The sequence below is a fragment of the Rhodococcus sp. CH91 genome (genome assembly GCF_022554085.1).
Taxonomy (GTDB): domain Bacteria; phylum Actinomycetota; class Actinomycetes; order Mycobacteriales; family Mycobacteriaceae; genus Rhodococcus.
In genome coordinates this window covers 80,325-96,348 of sequence record NZ_JAKFYR010000011.1, presented here as the reverse complement: position 1 = coordinate 96,348, position 16,024 = coordinate 80,325, and the positions used below count along the sequence as shown (strand labels likewise).

General features: G+C 67.6%; 16 protein-coding genes. 8 read left to right on the top strand and 8 right to left on the bottom strand.

Translation table 11 applies throughout. The annotated features are described in order from the left end of the window. The first annotated feature begins 16 nt into the window (after window positions 1–16). From MOM01_RS23460 to MOM01_RS19200, 5 genes are all read left to right on the top strand, one after another. Window positions 17–217 (top strand): Ms4533A family Cys-rich leader peptide, encoded by a 201-nt coding sequence (locus MOM01_RS23460; protein WP_374112334.1) that lies wholly within the window; start codon window positions 17–19, stop codon window positions 215–217. A 153-nt stretch (window positions 218–370) separates the two neighbouring features. Beyond that, window positions 371–1,399, top strand: coding sequence for a sulfate ABC transporter substrate-binding protein (locus MOM01_RS19215; protein WP_241387035.1), 1,029 nt, complete (start codon window positions 371–373; stop codon window positions 1,397–1,399). Window positions 1,400–1,504: 105 nt separating this feature from the next. Next, window positions 1,505–2,302: a sulfate ABC transporter permease subunit CysT gene (cysT, locus tag MOM01_RS19210; RefSeq protein WP_241387109.1), complete on the top strand. Its 798-nt coding sequence runs from the start codon at window positions 1,505–1,507 to the stop codon at window positions 2,300–2,302. Beyond that, complete coding sequence (cysW, locus tag MOM01_RS19205; RefSeq protein ID WP_241387034.1) at window positions 2,299–3,105, top strand: sulfate ABC transporter permease subunit CysW; 807 nt, start codon at window positions 2,299–2,301, stop codon at window positions 3,103–3,105. The genes cysT and cysW overlap by 4 nt, the downstream gene beginning before the upstream one ends. Continuing rightward, a complete protein-coding gene (locus tag MOM01_RS19200) occupies window positions 3,102–4,091 on the top strand; it encodes a sulfate/molybdate ABC transporter ATP-binding protein (RefSeq protein WP_241387033.1) in 990 nt (329 codons plus the stop codon). Before cysW ends, MOM01_RS19200 begins: the two co-directional genes overlap by 4 nt. On the opposite strand, the gene MOM01_RS19195 is transcribed toward MOM01_RS19200, so the two are convergent. The 7 genes from MOM01_RS19195 to MOM01_RS19165 form a co-directional block, all read right to left on the bottom strand. After that, window positions 4,088–5,002 carry a universal stress protein gene (locus MOM01_RS19195; protein WP_241387032.1) on the bottom strand — a complete coding sequence of 305 codons (915 nt, stop codon included), beginning with the start codon at window positions 5,000–5,002 and terminating at the stop codon, window positions 4,088–4,090. The genes MOM01_RS19200 and MOM01_RS19195 overlap by 4 nt on opposite strands. A 92-nt stretch (window positions 5,003–5,094) precedes the next feature. After that, window positions 5,095–5,985 carry a polyphosphate kinase 2 gene (gene ppk2, locus MOM01_RS19190; RefSeq protein WP_241387031.1) on the bottom strand — a complete coding sequence of 297 codons (891 nt, stop codon included), beginning with the start codon at window positions 5,983–5,985 and terminating at the stop codon, window positions 5,095–5,097. A 113-nt stretch (window positions 5,986–6,098) separates the two neighbouring features. After that, complete coding sequence (locus MOM01_RS19185) at window positions 6,099–6,845, bottom strand: sirohydrochlorin chelatase (RefSeq protein WP_241387030.1); 747 nt, start codon at window positions 6,843–6,845, stop codon at window positions 6,099–6,101. Then, window positions 6,842–8,176, bottom strand: a complete 1,335-nt coding sequence (locus tag MOM01_RS19180; RefSeq protein WP_241387029.1) for a sulfate adenylyltransferase subunit 1 — start codon at window positions 8,174–8,176, stop codon at window positions 6,842–6,844. The genes MOM01_RS19185 and MOM01_RS19180 overlap by 4 nt, the downstream gene beginning before the upstream one ends. Before the next feature lie 2 nt (window positions 8,177–8,178). After that, a complete protein-coding gene (gene cysD, locus MOM01_RS19175; RefSeq protein WP_241387028.1) occupies window positions 8,179–9,123 on the bottom strand; it encodes a sulfate adenylyltransferase subunit CysD in 945 nt (314 codons plus the stop codon). Continuing rightward, complete coding sequence (locus tag MOM01_RS19170; RefSeq protein ID WP_241387027.1) at window positions 9,120–9,845, bottom strand: phosphoadenylyl-sulfate reductase; 726 nt, start codon at window positions 9,843–9,845, stop codon at window positions 9,120–9,122. The genes cysD and MOM01_RS19170 overlap by 4 nt, the downstream gene beginning before the upstream one ends. Window positions 9,846–9,894: 49 nt before the next feature. Next, window positions 9,895–11,613 carry a nitrite/sulfite reductase gene (locus MOM01_RS19165; RefSeq protein ID WP_241387026.1) on the bottom strand — a complete coding sequence of 573 codons (1,719 nt, stop codon included), beginning with the start codon at window positions 11,611–11,613 and terminating at the stop codon, window positions 9,895–9,897. A 353-nt stretch (window positions 11,614–11,966) separates the two neighbouring features. Here MOM01_RS19165 and hemW point away from each other — a divergent pair, with 353 nt between their 5' ends. Next, a complete protein-coding gene (hemW, locus tag MOM01_RS19160; protein WP_374112332.1) occupies window positions 11,967–13,229 on the top strand; it encodes a radical SAM family heme chaperone HemW in 1,263 nt (420 codons plus the stop codon). Here hemW and MOM01_RS19155 read toward each other — a convergent pair whose 3' ends face one another. Then, window positions 13,230–13,616: a type II toxin-antitoxin system VapB family antitoxin gene (locus MOM01_RS19155; RefSeq protein ID WP_241387025.1), complete on the bottom strand. Its 387-nt coding sequence runs from the start codon at window positions 13,614–13,616 to the stop codon at window positions 13,230–13,232. A gap of 159 nt (window positions 13,617–13,775) precedes the next feature. Here MOM01_RS19155 and hrcA point away from each other — a divergent pair, with 159 nt between their 5' ends. Then, complete coding sequence (gene hrcA / locus MOM01_RS19150) at window positions 13,776–14,819, top strand: heat-inducible transcriptional repressor HrcA (RefSeq protein WP_241387024.1); 1,044 nt, start codon at window positions 13,776–13,778, stop codon at window positions 14,817–14,819. A 49-nt stretch (window positions 14,820–14,868) separates the two neighbouring features. Further along, window positions 14,869–16,020 carry a molecular chaperone DnaJ gene (gene dnaJ, locus MOM01_RS19145; RefSeq protein ID WP_241387023.1) on the top strand — a complete coding sequence of 384 codons (1,152 nt, stop codon included), beginning with the start codon at window positions 14,869–14,871 and terminating at the stop codon, window positions 16,018–16,020. Window positions 16,021–16,024: the final 4 nt, after the last annotated feature.

Below are 16,024 nucleotides of genomic sequence, written 5' to 3'. Positions count from 1 at the left end.
CCTGGATCCTCACCGTGTGACAGGGGGCGGTCCCGTCCGTCCCGTCCGGAGGGGAAGGCATGCACCTGCCGCCTCCCGATCTCGCGATTCAGTCCGCCCGGTGACCTCTGCTATTGTCTGGCGCGTGTCCGCGACCACATTGCCCCGAGCCCGCCATGAACTGGCGCTGATCGCTGTGGGTATGCCGTCGGTCGCCGATATCGACTGTTGTCGCTGAATCCTCCGACACCGCGGTCCCCCGCGACGACGCGTCGTCGTGCCCGGTACACCGCATTCTCGCGAACTCCGGTCCTGCATCCCCGCCACCGCTGGGCGTCCACACGGGCCGTGTTCGTCTCCATCCCTGACAGCCCCGCAGGAGGCTCGTGTCATGACATCACGTTCCCGATTTCTCGTCGCCGCACTCGCCGCGTCCGCCCTCACGGCCCTGACCGCGTGCGCGGGCGGCTCGAGCGACGTCGCCGGAGCGGACAACGCCGTCGACGGTTCCGGTGGCACCGTGAACCTGTATGCGTACGCCGTGCCGAAGGCCGGTTTCGATGCGCTCATCCCCGCCTTCCAGGCCACCGAGGCGGGCGAGGGCGTCGCATTCCTGCCCTCCTACGGCCCGTCCGGGGATCAGTCCCGCAAGGTGCGTGACGGGGCAGAGGCCGATTTCGTGAACTTCTCGGTCGAGCCCGACATCACCCGTCTCGTCGACGCCGGATTGGTGGACGAGGCGTGGAACGACAATGCCTACAACGGTATTCCGTTCGGATCGGTCGTCACGATGGTCGTTCGAGAGGGCAACCCGAAGAACATCCGTGACTGGGACGATCTGCTGCGCCCGGACGTCGAGGTGGTGACACCGAATCCGTTCAGCTCGGGCTCGGCGAAGTGGAACCTGCTCGCCCCCTATGCCGCCGAGAGCAACGGCGGTGCCGACCCGCAGGCCGGTATCGACTACATCACCGAACTCGTCACCGAACATGTGAAGGTGCAACCGAAATCGGGCCGGGAGGCCACCGAGACCTTCCTGCAGGGGACGGGCGACGTCCTGCTGAGTTACGAGAACGAGGCGTTGTTCGCCGAACGCAACGGTGAGGCGGTCGAGCACGTCACTCCTCCGGTGACCTTCAAGATCGAAAATCCCGCTGCGGTACTGAAGAACGCCGCCGATGTCGACGCCGCCCGGGCGTTCGAGGATTTCCTGTACACCCCCGAGGCGCAGCGCCTGTGGGCCGAGGCGGGTTTCCGGCCTGTCGATCCGGCGGTCGCCGAGGAATTCGCTGCGGAGTTCCCCGCGCCCGAGAAATTGTGGACCATCGACGATCTCGGCGGCTGGGAGACGGTCGACGCGGAGCTGTTCGCGGACGGTACCGGCACCATCGCGGTGATCTACGACAACGCCACGAAATAGGGCAGGAGCGTGACCATCTCGGAACACACCGCCGGAACGGGAGATTCGTCTCCCGCTCCGGGCCGCGGCGCCGGTACTCCACCCTCGCGCCGGCCCCGCCGCCGGCTGTTCTCCGGTGCCGTCGGGCCGCTCGGCATCGGTGTCGCCACCCTGTGGCTGAGTCTGATCGTCCTACTGCCCCTCGCGGCGCTGGCCGTGCATTCCGTGTCGGACGGCTTCGGCACCTTCTGGAGCGCGATCACGGCCCCCGCCGCGGTGGCGACCCTGCGTATCACCGTCGGGGTCTCGCTCGTGGTGGCCGCGATCAACGCCGTGATGGGCACTCTCATCGCCTGGGTCCTCGTTCGCGACGAGTTCCGGGGCAAGAAGTTCGTCAACGCCCTCATCGATCTGCCGTTCGCCTTGCCCACGATCGTCGCGAGCATCGTGCTGCTCTCGCTGTACGGTCCGCAGAGCCCGATCGGGCTGCAGCTCAACGCCACTCAACCGGGGTTGGTGGTTGCCCTCGCGTTCGTCACGTTGCCCTTCGTGGTACGTGCCGTCCAGCCGGTCCTCCTCGAGACCGATCGGGAGGTCGAGGAAGCCGCCGCCTCCCTCGGCGCGGGCAACTTCACGATCTTCCGCAGAGTGGTCCTGCCGGCCCTGGCTCCGGCGATTCTCAGCGGCACCGGTCTGGCCTTCGCCCGGGCGATCGGTGAATACGGTTCGATCGTTCTCATCGGAGGCAACATCCCCTACGAGACGCAGGTCGCCTCGCAGTACATCCAGCAGCAGATCGAGATCGACAGGCCGGCCAACGCCGCCGCCGTCTCCGTCGTGTTGCTGCTGATCGCCTTCCTCGTCCTGTTCGTGCTGCGCGCGGTGGCGAATCGGGGAGTGCGGAGACAGGAGGAGGACCGATGAGGACGTCCCGCGCCTCGCGGTGGACGCTGCGTTCGGTCGCACTGGCCTATCTGTTCGTGCTGCTGCTCGTTCCGATCGGGGTGATCCTCTACCGCACCTTCGAGAACGGGGTCATGGCGTTCGTCGAGTCCATCAGCACTCCCGCCGCCATCTCCGCGTTGAACCTGTCGCTGCTGATCGTCGCGATCGTCGTGCCCGTCAACGTCGTCTTCGGCATAGTGGTGGCGCTCGCGCTCGTGCGGGGCCGGTTCCCGGGACGCGGTCTGTTGCAGGCCGTCGTCGACCTTCCGTTCGCGGTGTCGCCGATCGTCGTCGGTGTCGCACTGATCATGCTCTGGGGGGCGAACGGCTGGTTCGGTGCGATCGAATCACTCGGCTTCAAGGTGATCTTCGGCCTTCCGGGCATGGTCCTCGCGACCGTATTCGTCACGCTTCCGTTCGTCGTACGGGAGGTCGAACCGGTGCTCCGCGAGATCGGGGAGGAGCAGGAACAGGCGGCGGCGACACTCGGCGCGAACAACTGGCAGACGTTCTGGCGCATCACCTTGCCGGCGATCCGCTGGGGGCTGACCTACGGCATCGTCCTGACCGTCGCGCGGGCACTGGGCGAGTTCGGCGCGGTGATCATGGTGTCCTCCGGTTTCCCCGGTGTCTCGCAGACCCTGACCCTGCTCGTCCACGCCCGGTACATCGACGACCACAACACCTTCGGCGCCTCCCGCGCCGCGACCCTGCTCATGGCCATCGCGGTGATCGTGCTGCTGCTGATGACCCTGCTCGACCGGAAGAGGAGCACCGAATGATCACCGTCACCGGGGCGCGCAAGAACTACGGAGATTTCGCCGCGCTCGACGACGTCGACCTCGAGATTCCCTCCGGGTCGCTCACCGCGCTGCTCGGGCCGTCCGGCTCGGGGAAATCGACGCTGCTGCGGTCGATCGCGGGACTCGAGAGCCTCGACGGGGGCGCCGTGCACATCGCCGGACAGGACGTCACCGACGTCTCCCCGCAGAAACGCGACATCGGCTTCGTCTTCCAGCACTACGCGGCGTTCAAGCACATGACCGTGCGCGAGAACGTGGCCTTCGGCCTGAAGATCCGCAAGCGGCCCAAATCCGAGATCGACAAGCGGGTCGACGAACTCCTCGAGATCGTCGGTCTCGCCGGTTTCCGGGGCCGCTATCCGGCGCAGCTGTCCGGTGGTCAGCGACAGCGAATGGCTCTCGCGCGGGCCCTGGCCGTCGATCCCCGGGTCCTGCTGCTCGACGAACCCTTCGGCGCCCTCGACGCGAAAGTACGATCCGATCTGCGTACCTGGCTGCGTCGCCTGCACGACGAGGTTCACGTCACCACCGTCCTCGTCACGCACGACCAGGAGGAAGCCCTCGACGTCGCGGACCGGATCGCGGTGATGAACGAGGGCCGTATCGAACAGGTGGGGACCCCGGAGGAGCTCTACGACCACCCCGCGAACCCCTTCGTGATGTCCTTCCTCGGCACGGTCTCCAAACTCGGTGACATACTCGTGCGACCGCACGACATCCGTCTCACCCGACCCGACGATCCCGCGGCCGGGACCGGCACGGCAGGAGCTGTCCCGGCCACGGTCGAGCGAGTGGTACGTCTGGGCTTCGAGGTTCGGATCGAGTTGCGCGACGAGCACGGCGAGCATTTCACCACCCAGATGACACGAGGCGAAGCGCAGCATCTGGAACTGTCCGCCGGGGACCGGGTGTACGCGCACGCGGCGGGCGCGGTCCCGGCGGGCCTGGCGTCCGACCGGCTCTAGGCTCCGGTCAGGTGGTGGCCGTGGGAGCGCGCCCGGCAGATCATCACCGGGCAACTGCTGTGGTGCATCAATCCCTGGCTGGTGGAACCGAGCACCGCGGCGGCTGCGGCGCTGCGTCCGTGGCTGCCGACGACGACGAGCTGAGCGGTGGGTGATTCGTCGATCAGATGGATGTCGGGCCTGCCGTGCTCGATCCGTTGTGAGACCTCGACGTCGGGGTAACGCTCCGCGAAGCGACCCAGCCGATCGGTCATATGGGCCTTCATACGGTCGATATAGGCCGTCCAGTCGGTGAACCGCGACGCTTCGCCGTAGGTGAAGGTCGATTCCTCACTCCAGGTGTGGATCGCGACCAGCGGCGCGCCGAGTGCGGCCGCCACGGCGTAGGCGTGCTCGACGGCCGCGATACTGAGGTCGGTACCGTCCATCCCGACGAGGATCGGCCGGTCGTCCGGAGGGTGGAATCCGTCGAGGCTCCGCCAGGTCACCACCGGGCACACGGCGTGATTGGAGACGGAGACGACATCGGAGTGCTGCACCATCGACTCCCACTCGGTCGTCGTGGTGTGCCCGAGGACGATCATGCGTGCCGACGCCGACAGGTCGATCAGCAATCGGTCCGGTTCGCCGTCGCTGCTGATCGGCTCGATGCCGATGTCGTCGGCGACCTCCCGGACGGCGGATGTCGCGGCCGCGAGCATCGCGCCGGACTCTTCGGCCCCCTGCTCACGCTCACGTTCGCGGTCCCGCTCGTGCTCGTGCCGGTGTTCGCGCCTGAGCTCGTGCACGTGGACCAGCCGGAGCGGTTCGCCGATCCGCTGTGCGAGACAACCGGCCCAGCGGGCCGCGTTCAAGGCACTGTCGGAGCCGTCGATGCCGACCACGATGCCGTTTCCGGAAGGTGTGTCCATATTCGCTCCTCCCTACCTCCACTCAGTGTGGTCTGAACCACACTCTCTTGTCATGCGGCTCGCGATCTTCGCCGGAGGGCGGGAGGGAGGAGTCAGTCGCCGACCGCGTCCTTGCCCCGTTGGACGATCTTCGGATCGGCCGGGAAGACGATCTGAGGGTCCTTGCCCTCGTAGTCGAACCGGTTCAGGAAATAGCGCATCGCGTTGATGCGTGCCCGCTTCTTGTCGTTCGATTTGATCGTCATCCAGGGCGCGTACTCGGTATCCGTGCGCCGGAACATCTCCTCCTTGGCCTCGGTGTACAGATCCCATTTGTCGAGGGATTCGAGATCCATCTCCGAGAGCTTCCACCGCCGAACCGGATCGAGCTGCCGGATCGCGAAACGTGTGCGTTGTTCGTTCCGTGTCACCGAGAACCAGAATTTGGTGAGGGAGATGCCGGCCTCGACGACGAGCTGCTCGAACAAGGGTGTGTCCGTCATGAAACGCTCGTACTCGTCGTCGGTGCAGAAGCCCATGACCCGTTCGACGCCGGCGCGGTTGTACCAGGAGCGGTCGAACATCACGAGTTCACCGGCGGTGGGGAAGTGCTGGATGTAACGCTGCATGTACCACTGGCCCTGCTCGCGGTCGGAGGGCTTGCTCAGCGCGACGGTCCGCGCGTGCCGGACGTTGATGTACTCCTGGAATCGCTTGATGGTGCCGCCCTTACCGGCTGCGTCGCGCCCCTCGAACACGATGATGTGCTTGGAACCGTTGTCCTTCGCCCACGACTGGAACTTGAGCAGTTCGATCTGCAGCAGATACTTCTCGACCTCGTAGGTCGCCCGGTCCATCCGCGCGTCGTACGGATAGTTCTCCCGCCAGGTATCGACGGCGCGGCCCTCGATGTCGATCAGATCGGGGTCCTCCCCGTGGTCGTCGCGAACCGAATAGCCCTCCGTACGGAGCCGGTCGATGTAGCGGCGGAGTTCGTTCTGCACGAGGTGTCCTCCCGGATCACGGATGTCGAGCGACGGTTGTGGTTCCGTTCTAGCGGAGGAAGGTGAACGCGCGCAGTCCCGAGCCCGCGACCGAGGTGACGATGTGACCTTCGTCAGGCCACACGCAGTACATGTACCCGGTGCACGGCATCGGTGTAACGCTCGGCGATCACCCGGGCGACGGCGCGGTGGGACGTGAGAGTCGCTGCGATCCGTACGTGCGGCGCGGATTCGGCAATCGCGCACGCACGATCCCACAGCAACCCCGGCGCGAGAATCCACGGGGCAAGGACCAGGGTGCGCGCACCGCTGTGTGACAGTGACCCGAGTGCCGAGGTCACCGACGGATCCGCGGAGGTGGCGAAGCACGCCGAGGTTTTCGTCCAGGCCGTGCCGGCGACGATGCGGGGGACGAGGAGACCGGTGGTCCTGTTCGCCTCCGGGCGCCGCGACCCCACCGCGCACACCGCGATCCCCACGGACGGATCATCCACCGACACACCGGTATCCGTGATCAGTTCGCGCGCCGCGTCGACCAGCAGGTCGTCGTCGCCCAGGATGCGCGAGCACAGCACCTCGAGAGACGGATGGCGGAAACGTGCCTCGCGCAGCAGGGCGGGGAGGTCGACGCGCGCATGGAAAGCGCTCCCGAGGAGCAGGGGGATCACCGCGACCTGCCGATGTCCGTCCGCCGCAATCGCATCGAGCACCTGGCCGACCGAAGGGGTGTTCAGATCCAGGAAGGCCAGCCGGATGTCGAGCCCCGGATGCTCGGCGCGCAGGGTGTCGAGTACGGCAGCCACGGCCCGCGCGGACCGCGGGTCGCGACTGCCGTGCGCGACGGCGACGAGGGGCGTCATGCCGGGACGCGGTTCCCGAGTTCGATCTCGGCGAGTCCGTCGCCCACCAGGCCGGCGGCGAGCGTGTTGCCACCCGCCGGATCGATCAGCAGGAAGCTGCCGCTGCGACGGTTGACCCGATAGTCGTCCGCGGCGATCGGCTCGGCCACCCGCACCGTGATGCGCGCGATCTCGTTGAGTTCGATGCTCGCCGGGTCGGGGACGGACGAGAGGTTCTGTTCGTCGAACCGCTCCACGATCGTCCCGACGATGGCCTGGGTGGTCCGGGTGCCGTGCTTGAGCAGAAGCCGGGCGCCGGGACGCAGCGGCTTCTCGGCCAGCCAGCACACGGTGGCCTCGAATTCGGACAGCGGTTCCGGAGCCTCCTGAGGGGCTGCGATGACGTCGCCGCGGGAGACGTCGACGTCGTCGGCGAGTACGAGGGTCACCGACCGGCCGGCATGCGCGACGTCGAACGAGCCGTCGGCACTGTCGATGCGCTCGACGGTCGTGCGGACACCGGACGGCAGCACGACGACCTCGTCGCCGGGGCGCACGGAGCCCGCCGCGATCTGGCCCGCATAGCCGCGGTAGTCGGGAAACTCTGCCGTGCGGGGACGGATGACGTACTGCACCGGGAAGCGCAGTCCCGTCTCGTGCCGACCGTGCACATCCGCGTCGACGGGCACGGACTCGAGATACTCGATGAGAGTGGGACCGTCGTAATAGGGAGTGTTCTCGCTGCGCACGGCCACGTTGTCGCCGTGCAGGGCGGAGACCGGAATCTCCTGCACGTCCTCGGGTGCCCAGCCGAGCGAACCGGTGAGCTCACCGAATTCTGCCGAGATCCGTGCGAACACCGCCGCCGGATCCTCGACGAGATCGATCTTGTTGACGGCGAGGACCAGCTTCGGCACACCGAGCAGGGCCAGCACCGCGGCGTGCTTGCGGGTCTGGGAGACCACGCCCTTGCGGGCGTCGACCAGCAGGACGACGAGCTGGGCGGTGGACGCGCCCGAGACGGTGTTGCGGGTGTACTGCACGTGTCCCGGGGTGTCCGCCAGGACGAAGCTCCGCTTCGGCGTCGCGAAGTAGCGGTAGGCCACGTCGATGGTGATGCCCTGCTCCCGCTCGGCGCGCAGGCCGTCGACGAGCAGGGACAGGTCGGGGGTATCGAGGCCACGATCGACCGATGCCCGGGTGACGGCGTCGATCTGGTCGGCGAGCACGGACTTGGTGTCGTACAGCAGTCGTCCCACCAGGGTGGACTTGCCGTCGTCGACCGAACCGGCGGTGGCCAGGCGCAGAAGCTGCGTGTCGCTCTGCACGCTCCGCTCGTGAACGTCGCTCATGATCAGAAGTAGCCCTCTCGTTTGCGGTCTTCCATGGCCGCTTCGGACACTCGGTCGTCACCGCGGGTCGCGCCGCGCTCGGTCAGTCGTGAGGCCGCGACCTCGGCGAGGATCTCCTCGTTCGTGGCGGCCGTGGACAGGATCGCGCCGGTGGTCGAACCGTCGCCGACGGTGCGGTACCGCACCGGACGGACCTCGAGTTCTTCGCCTTCGGCCGGTCCGCCCCACACGCCCGACGTCATCCACATGCCGTCACGGCGGTAGACGGGACGCTCGTGCGTGTAGTAGATGCTCGCCAGCTCCACGTCCTCGCGTGCGATGTACCGCCAGATGTCGAGTTCGGTGAAGTTGCTGAGCGGGAAGACGCGCACGTGCTCACCGGGTGCGTGCCGCCCGTTGTACAGATTCCACAGCTCGGGGCGCTGGCGCTTGGGATCCCACTGGCCGAAGGCGTTGCGCAGGGAGAAGATCCGCTCCTTGGCGCGGGAGCGCTCCTCGTCGCGGCGCCCGCCACCGAAGACGGCGTCGAACCGGTTCTCCGAGATCGCGTCGAGCAGGGGAACCGTCTGCAGCGGATTGCGGATGCCGTCGGGACGCTCGGTGAGCCGTCCGTCGGCGAGATAGTCCTCGACGCTCGCGACGTGCAGGCGCAGGTTGTACTTCGAGACCACGAGGTCGCGGAACTCGAGAACCTCGGGGAGGTTGTGGCCGGTGTCGACGTGCAGCAACGCGAAGGGCAACGGTGCCGGCCAGAAGGCCTTGATCGCCAGGTGCAGCAGGACGGTGGAGTCCTTGCCTCCGGAGAACAGGATCACGGGTCGTTCGAACTCGCCCGCGACCTCGCGGAAGACGTGGATCGCCTCGGACTCGAGCGCGTCCAGTGTGTCGAACCTGTTGCCGTCCAGGATCTTCCGGGATCCGGTGGGATTCGTGTCGGTGAGTGTCATGAGGCGTGCAACCCGCATTCGGTCTTGGCTCGGCCGGCCCAGCGTCCGCTACGCGGATCGGACCCGGGAAGTGGTTTGATGGTGCACGGGGCGCACCCGATCGACGGGTAGCCCTCGTCGACGAGGGGATTGACGAGGATCCCGTGCTCGTCGATGTAGTTCTGCATGTCCTCGTCGGACCATGCCGCGATCGGATTGATCTTCACCAGTCCGAACGCCTCGTCGAAGGAGACGAGCGGAGCGTTCGCACGTGTGGGTGCCTCGACCCGCCGGATTCCCGTCACCCAGGCCCGGTAACCCTGCAGGCTCTCCTTCAGTGGCACCACCTTGCGCAAGCGGCAGCATTCGTTCGGATCACGGGCGAACAGATCCTTGCCGAGCAGGTCGTCCTGCTCGGCGACGGAGTGCCGGGCCTGCGCGGTGACGATGTTCACGCCGTAGACCTGCGCCACCGCGTCGCGCGTGCCGAGAGTCTCGGCGAAGTGGTAACCGGTGTCGAGGAACAGCACGTCCACGCCGGGACGCTGCTGCGCGGCGAGGTGCACCAGGACCCCGTCCTGCATGTTCGACGCGACGATGTAGCCGCTGCGTCCGTGTTCGGTGGGCGCACCGAACGTCTCGTCCGTCCACCGCAGGAGTTCCTGCGCCGACGCCCCCTCGAGGTCTGCCGCCCCCTGCGCGGCAATACTCCGGAGTTCGTCGATGTTCGGGTCGATGCTCATCGTTTCCGTCCCCGCTCGTTCGTCGTGTCCACCATTGCTGCAGTGCCCGTCATCGCAGTTCGGCCTCCTCGGCCCGCAGGACCCATTCGCCGAAGCGCTCGCCCTCCTTGCGTTCCTCGAGGAAAGTGCGCACGACCCGCTCGATGTAGTCGCCGAGCTCGGCGCTGGTGACCTTGTGCTGGCGGAGCTTGCGTCCGAATCGCGCGTCGAAGCCCAGCGCTCCACCCAGATGTACCTGGAATCCCTCGACCTGGTTGCCGTCACCGTCGTCGACGAGCTGGCCCTTGAAGCCGATGTCGGCGATCTGGGAGCGCGCGCACGAGTTGGGGCAGCCGTTGATATTGATCGTCACCGGGACGTCGAGCTGCGCGTTGATGTCGGCGAGCCGCTCCTCGAGTTCGGGCACGAGGGCCTGCGAACGCTTGCGCGTCTCGACGAAGGACAGCTTGCAGAACTCGATTCCCGTGCACGCCATGAGGTTCTTGCGCCACGGCGACGGCGAGGCGGGCAGACCCAGCGCCTCGAGTTCGGTGACGAGCTGTTCGACCTTGTCGTCGGCCACGTCGAGCACGATCAGCTTCTGGTACGGGGTGAACCGGATCCGGTCGGACCCCGCCCGCTCGGCGGCGTCGGCGACCTTCGACAGGATCGTGCCCGAGACACGACCGGCGATCGGCGCGACACCCACGGCGTTGAGGCCGTTGCGCAGCTTCTGGACACCGACGTGATCGATCGGACGCTCCGGGGCGGCCGGAGCCGGGCCGTCGATCAGCGGACGCTTCAGGTACTCGGTCTCGAGCACCTCGCGGAACTTCTCGATCCCCCAGTCCTTGACGAGGAACTTCAGACGTGCCTTGGACCGCAGCCGGCGGTAGCCGTAGTCGCGGAAGATCGCGACGACGCCCTCCCACACATCGGCGACCTCCTTCAGCGGCACCCACGCGCCGACCCGCTGCGCGAGCATCGGGTTGGTGGACAGGCCGCCACCGACCCACAGGTCGAAGCCGGGGCCGTGCTCGGGGTGCTCGACGCCGACGAAGGCGACGTCGTTGATCTCGTGCACGACGTCCTGCTGGCCGGAGATCGCGGTCTTGAACTTGCGCGGCAGGTTCGAGTACTGCGGATCGCCGATGTAGCGGCGGACGATCTCGTCGATCGCCGGTGTGCCGTCGATGATCTCGTCGAGGGACTCACCGGCGAGCGGCGAACCGAGCACGACGCGGGGGCAGTCGCCGCAGGCCTCGGTGGTCTTCAGTCCCACCGATTCGAGACGCCGCCAGATCTCCGGCACGTTCTCGACCTCGATCCAGTGGTACTGGACGTTCTCGCGGTCGGACAGGTCGGCGGTGTCGCGGGCGAACTCGGTGGAGATACCGGCGATCGTGCGCAGCTGGGCCAGATCCAGGGCGCCGGCGTCGCAACGGACCCGCATCATGAAGTACTTCGCCTCGAGCAGGTCGATGTTCTCGTCGCCGGTGTAGGTGCCGTCGTAACCCTGCTCGCGCTGGGTGTACAGACCCCACCAGCGGAACCGGCCGCGCAGATCGCCCTTGTCGATTCCGTCGAAACCGGTGTGGGCGTAGATGTCTTCGATGCGGCGACGGACGTTGAGCGGATCGTCGTCCTTCTTCGTCTGCTCGTTGGCGTTGAGCGGCTCGCGATAGCCGAGTGCCCACTGTCCTTCGGCGCGTCGCTTCGCGGGCCTGGTGGCGCGGCGGGCAGGCGCGGCCGACTCGTCGGCGGAAGTGACGTCGGTGGTCGACGACATGCAGGGTCTCCTGATGTTCGGGGGACCGGATCGACGAGCGCAGGAGGGGGCTGGGCCTCGTGCACGCATGCTTCGACCCGGCGGGATCTGGGATGTGCCGGGGAGTGCCGACCAGGATCAGTCGGCGCAGAGACAAGCGGCGCAAGGCAGACAACAGGACGCGCAGACACGCTTGAAGTCGACGTGGCGTCGTGCCACCAGTCGCACTCCCTGTCCTGTCATGGGGCCAATTGTGCCACGTCACCGGGGCAATTCCGAATTGTGACCGACATTTCCACCCGAATCCCGGGAAATGTCGAGGTAGGGGGCTCGCGCGGAAAGACCGCTCGCGTGTCTCTGGAAGACTGGACGACGTGAACAACGCGGAAACCGGTCGTCGCACCGGAGTGGAAGTCGCCGTCACCGGCAGCGCGGCGGGGCTCGAACTTCCCGATTCGGCGCTCGCCGGAGTGGGGACGCGGCCGTTCGGTGTGTACGTGCACGTCCCGTTCTGCGCGACCCGCTGCGGCTACTGCGACTTCAACACCTACACGGCAGGAGAGCTCGGCAGCGCGGCGTCCGCCGAGTCCTGGCTCGAGGGACTGCGCCGCGAACTCGCGGCAGGAGCGCGGTTGCTGTCCGAGGGGGGCCGGACCGCACCGGCCGCGGACACCGTCTTCGTCGGCGGTGGCACCCCGTCGTTGCTCGGGGCGGACGGTCTTGCTCAGGTGCTCGAGACGATCCGCGACTCGTTCGGCCTGGTACCGGGAGCCGAGGTGACGACCGAATCGAATCCCGAATCCACCTCGCCGCAGTTCTTCGCCGGGATCAGGGAGGCGGGCTACACGCGGGTCTCGCTCGGGATGCAGTCGGCGGCCCGGCACGTGCTGGCGGTGCTCGACCGCACCCACACTCCCGGCCGGCCGGTGGCGGCGGCGGAGGAGGCACGGGCGGCCGGTTTCGACCACGTCAATCTGGATTTGATCTACGGCACCCCGGGCGAGCGCGACGCCGACCTCGACGCCTCTCTCGACGCCGTGCTCGAGGCGGGTGTCGACCACGTCTCGGCGTATGCACTGATCGTCGAGGACGGCACCGCTCTGGCCCGCCGCGTCCGTCGCGGAGAACTGCCCGCACCGGACGACGATGTGCTCGCCGCGCGCTACGAGCGGATCGATGCGCGGCTCTCCGCTGCCGGACTGACCTGGTACGAGGTGTCCAACTGGGCCAGGGCCGACGATCCTTCGGCCCGGTGCGCCCACAATCTCGGTTACTGGGACGGGGGCGACTGGTGGGGTGCCGGCCCCGGGGCGCACAGCCACGTCGGCGGGGTCCGCTGGTGGAACGTCAAGCATCCGGCCCGGTACTCCGCGTCCCTCGCCGACGGCGTGCTGCCCGTGGCCGGCAGCGAGCACCTCACTGCGGAGGACCGGCACACCGAACTGGTGATGCTCACCACCCGATTGCGGACCGGGCTTCCCTTGTCGGCGTTGGGGGACGGCGAACGGGAGGCGGCGCGAACCGTCGTGGCCGACGGCCTCGCGCGGGAGACGGACGGGCACCTCGTGCTCACGGATCGGGGACGTCTGCTCGCGGACGCGGTGGTCCGCACCATCCTGCTCGGCGCCGACGACTAGCTACGGCTGCGGGTACTCCGGCGGCGAGCGATCCGGCAGCGCGGGCCGGGCGAGCGCGTCGGCGCTGTCGGCAGCGGCCGTTCCGGGGACGAGCGCGTCGTACTCGAAGACCCGCACGTGTATCACCGGCCGGTTCCGCAGGGCGGACTGCAGCGCGCGGTGGAGTCCGTCCTCGAGATACAGCACGCCCTGCCACTGGACGGCGTGCGGGAACAGATCGCCGTAGAAGGTCGAATCCTCCGACAGCAACCGGTCGAGTTCGAGGACCTTGGTGGTCGTGACGATCTCGTCGAGACGCACCTGCCGGGGAGGAATCCTCGACCAGTCGCGCAGAGACAGTCCGTGATCGGGATACGGCTTGCCGTCCCGGACGCCCTTGAAGATCATGCGACCACACTACGGCGATCGTGCACGGTGCGCCGGAGGGGTACCGGGGTGTCGGCCGCGTGCCCGGCACCTGCACCGTCGTCGCCCGATTAGACTGGAAAGGCACGGCCCCGAGCGGTGTGGTCTGGTCCTGCATGCAGCGGAAACGGAGGTGGCGGGTTGTCGAGTACCGAGGAGCGAAGATTTCAGGTCTTGCGCGCCATCGTGGCGGACTATGTGTCCACCAAGGAACCGATCGGTTCCAAGACACTCGTCGACAGGCACAATCTCGGTGTATCGAGCGCCACGGTCCGCAACGACATGGCAGTGCTCGAGGCGGAGGGATACATCACCCAGACCCACACGAGTTCCGGGCGTGTTCCCACCGACAAGGGATATCGCCAGTTCGTGGACCGGATCGCGGAGGTCAAGCCGCTCTCGTCGGCCGAGCGTCGCGCGATCCTGCAGTTCCTCGAATCCGGCGTCGACCTCGACGACGTCCTGCGGCGCGCGGTGCGGCTGCTCGCGCAGCTCACCCGTCAGGTGGCGGTCGTGCAGTATCCGACGCTGTCGGCGTCGTCCGTGCGGCATCTCGAAGTGGTGGGGCTGACGCCGGCGCGGCTGCTGCTCGTGCTCATCACCGATTCGGGCCGTGTGGATCAGCGCATCGTCGAACTCGGCGACGTGATCGACGAGGACGGTCTGGCCAGACTGCGTGAGCTGCTCGGCGGCGCGCTCGCCGGCAAACGGCTCGCGGCCGCGTCCGTCGCCGTCACCGAACTCGCCGACAACGCACCGGAAGATCTGCGCGACGCGCTGATCCGGTGCACCACGGTTCTCGTGGAGACACTCGTCGAGCACCCGGAGGAGCGTCTCGTCCTCGGGGGCACCGCCAATCTCACCCGCAACGCCGCGGACTTCGACGGCCACGGGATGGTGCCGGGATCGTTGCGTACGGTCCTCGAAGCGCTCGAAGAGCAGGTGGTGGTACTCAAACTGCTCGCGACCAGTCAGGAGGCGGGCCGGGTCACCGTCCGTATCGGTGAGGAGACCCAGTTCGAGGAGATGCGCACCACCTCCGTCGTGTCCACCGGCTACGGCGCCGCGGGTACGGTCTTCGGTGGTCTGGGAGTGCTCGGCCCCACCCGGATGGACTATCCGGGAACCATCGCATCGGTCGCGACCGTTGCGAGATATATCGGTGAGGTGCTCGGCGAACGCTGAGCACCGTGCATTTTTTCTGTGTAGAGCGAAGTAAGGACGAGAACACAACGTGGCACGGGACTACTACGGGACGCTCGGCGTGTCCAAGAACGCGACCGACCAGGAGATCAAACGGGCGTACCGGAAGTTGGCGCGCGAGCATCACCCGGACGTCAACCCCGACGAATCGGCACAGAAGCGCTTCCAGGAGATCTCCGCCGCCTACGAGGTGCTGTCCGATCCGGAGAAGCGCAGGATCGTCGATCTCGGCGGTGATCCGCTCGAGCCCGGTGGCGGCGGCGCAGGCGGGTTCGGCGGTGCCGGATTCGGTGGCGGTCTCGGTGATGTCTTCGAGGCGTTCTTCGGTGGGGGAGCCGGTGGTTCGCGAGGCCCGCGCGGCCGGGTCCAGCCCGGTGCCGACTCGCTGCTCCGCACGCGCCTGACCCTGGACGAATGCGCCCGTGGCGTGACCAAGACGGTCACCGTCGACACCGCCGTCCTGTGCGACTCGTGCACCGGCTCCGGTACCCACGGCGATTCGAAGCCCGTGCGATGCGAGACCTGCGGCGGCTCCGGTGAGGTGCAGTCCGTGCAGCGTTCCTTCCTCGGCCAGGTCATGACCTCCCGTCCGTGCCCCACCTGTCGCGGCGTCGGCGAGACGATCCCGGACCCGTGCCGCAAGTGCGGCGGTGACGGCCGTGTGCGCGCCCGCCGGGAGATCACCGTCAAGGTGCCCGCCGGGGTGGGCAACGGCATGCGCATCCGCCTCGCGGCCCAGGGCGAGGTGGGCCCCGGTGGCGGACCGGCCGGTGACCTCTACGTCGAGGTGATCGAAGAACCCCATGAGGTCTTCGTGCGCGACGGCGACGATCTGCACTGCACGATCCGCATCCCCATGGTCGACGCGGCGCTCGGCACCACCGTCACCGTCGACACGATCCTCGACGGACCCACCGAGATCACCGTCGATGCCGGCACACAGCCGGGTTCGATCGCGGTCCTGCGCGGTCACGGCATGCCGAAGCTGCGCTCGGGCACTCGCGGCGACCTGCACGCCCACCTCGACGTCGTGGTGCCGACCCGTCTCGACAACAAGCAGACGAAGCTGCTCGAGGATCTGCGCCGGCACAGCGACCGGGAGCGGGTGGAGGTCGTGACCTCCGGCTCGCAGAACTCCGGTGGCCTGTTCTCGCGCCTGCGCGACGCGTTCAGCGCCCGCTAGGTCC

Coding starts and splice junctions, on each gene's coding strand:
- MOM01_RS19155 (WP_241387025.1), bottom strand. CDS start 13,616: ATGATCTTCAAGGGCGTCCGGGACGGCAAGCCGTATCCCGATCACGGA.
- MOM01_RS19200 (WP_241387033.1), top strand. CDS start 3,102: ATGATCACCGTCACCGGGGCGCGCAAGAACTACGGAGATTTCGCCGCG.
- MOM01_RS19170 (WP_241387027.1), bottom strand. CDS start 9,845: ATGAGCATCGACCCGAACATCGACGAACTCCGGAGTATTGCCGCGCAG.
- MOM01_RS19195 (WP_241387032.1), bottom strand. CDS start 5,002: ATGGACACACCTTCCGGAAACGGCATCGTGGTCGGCATCGACGGCTCC.
- MOM01_RS19180 (WP_241387029.1), bottom strand. CDS start 8,176: ATGAGCGACGTTCACGAGCGGAGCGTGCAGAGCGACACGCAGCTTCTG.
- MOM01_RS19215 (WP_241387035.1), top strand. CDS start 371: ATGACATCACGTTCCCGATTTCTCGTCGCCGCACTCGCCGCGTCCGCC.
- MOM01_RS19185 (WP_241387030.1), bottom strand. CDS start 6,845: ATGACGCCCCTCGTCGCCGTCGCGCACGGCAGTCGCGACCCGCGGTCC.
- cysW (WP_241387034.1), top strand. CDS start 2,299: ATGAGGACGTCCCGCGCCTCGCGGTGGACGCTGCGTTCGGTCGCACTG.
- MOM01_RS19165 (WP_241387026.1), bottom strand. CDS start 11,613: ATGTCGTCGACCACCGACGTCACTTCCGCCGACGAGTCGGCCGCGCCT.
- cysD (WP_241387028.1), bottom strand. CDS start 9,123: ATGACACTCACCGACACGAATCCCACCGGATCCCGGAAGATCCTGGAC.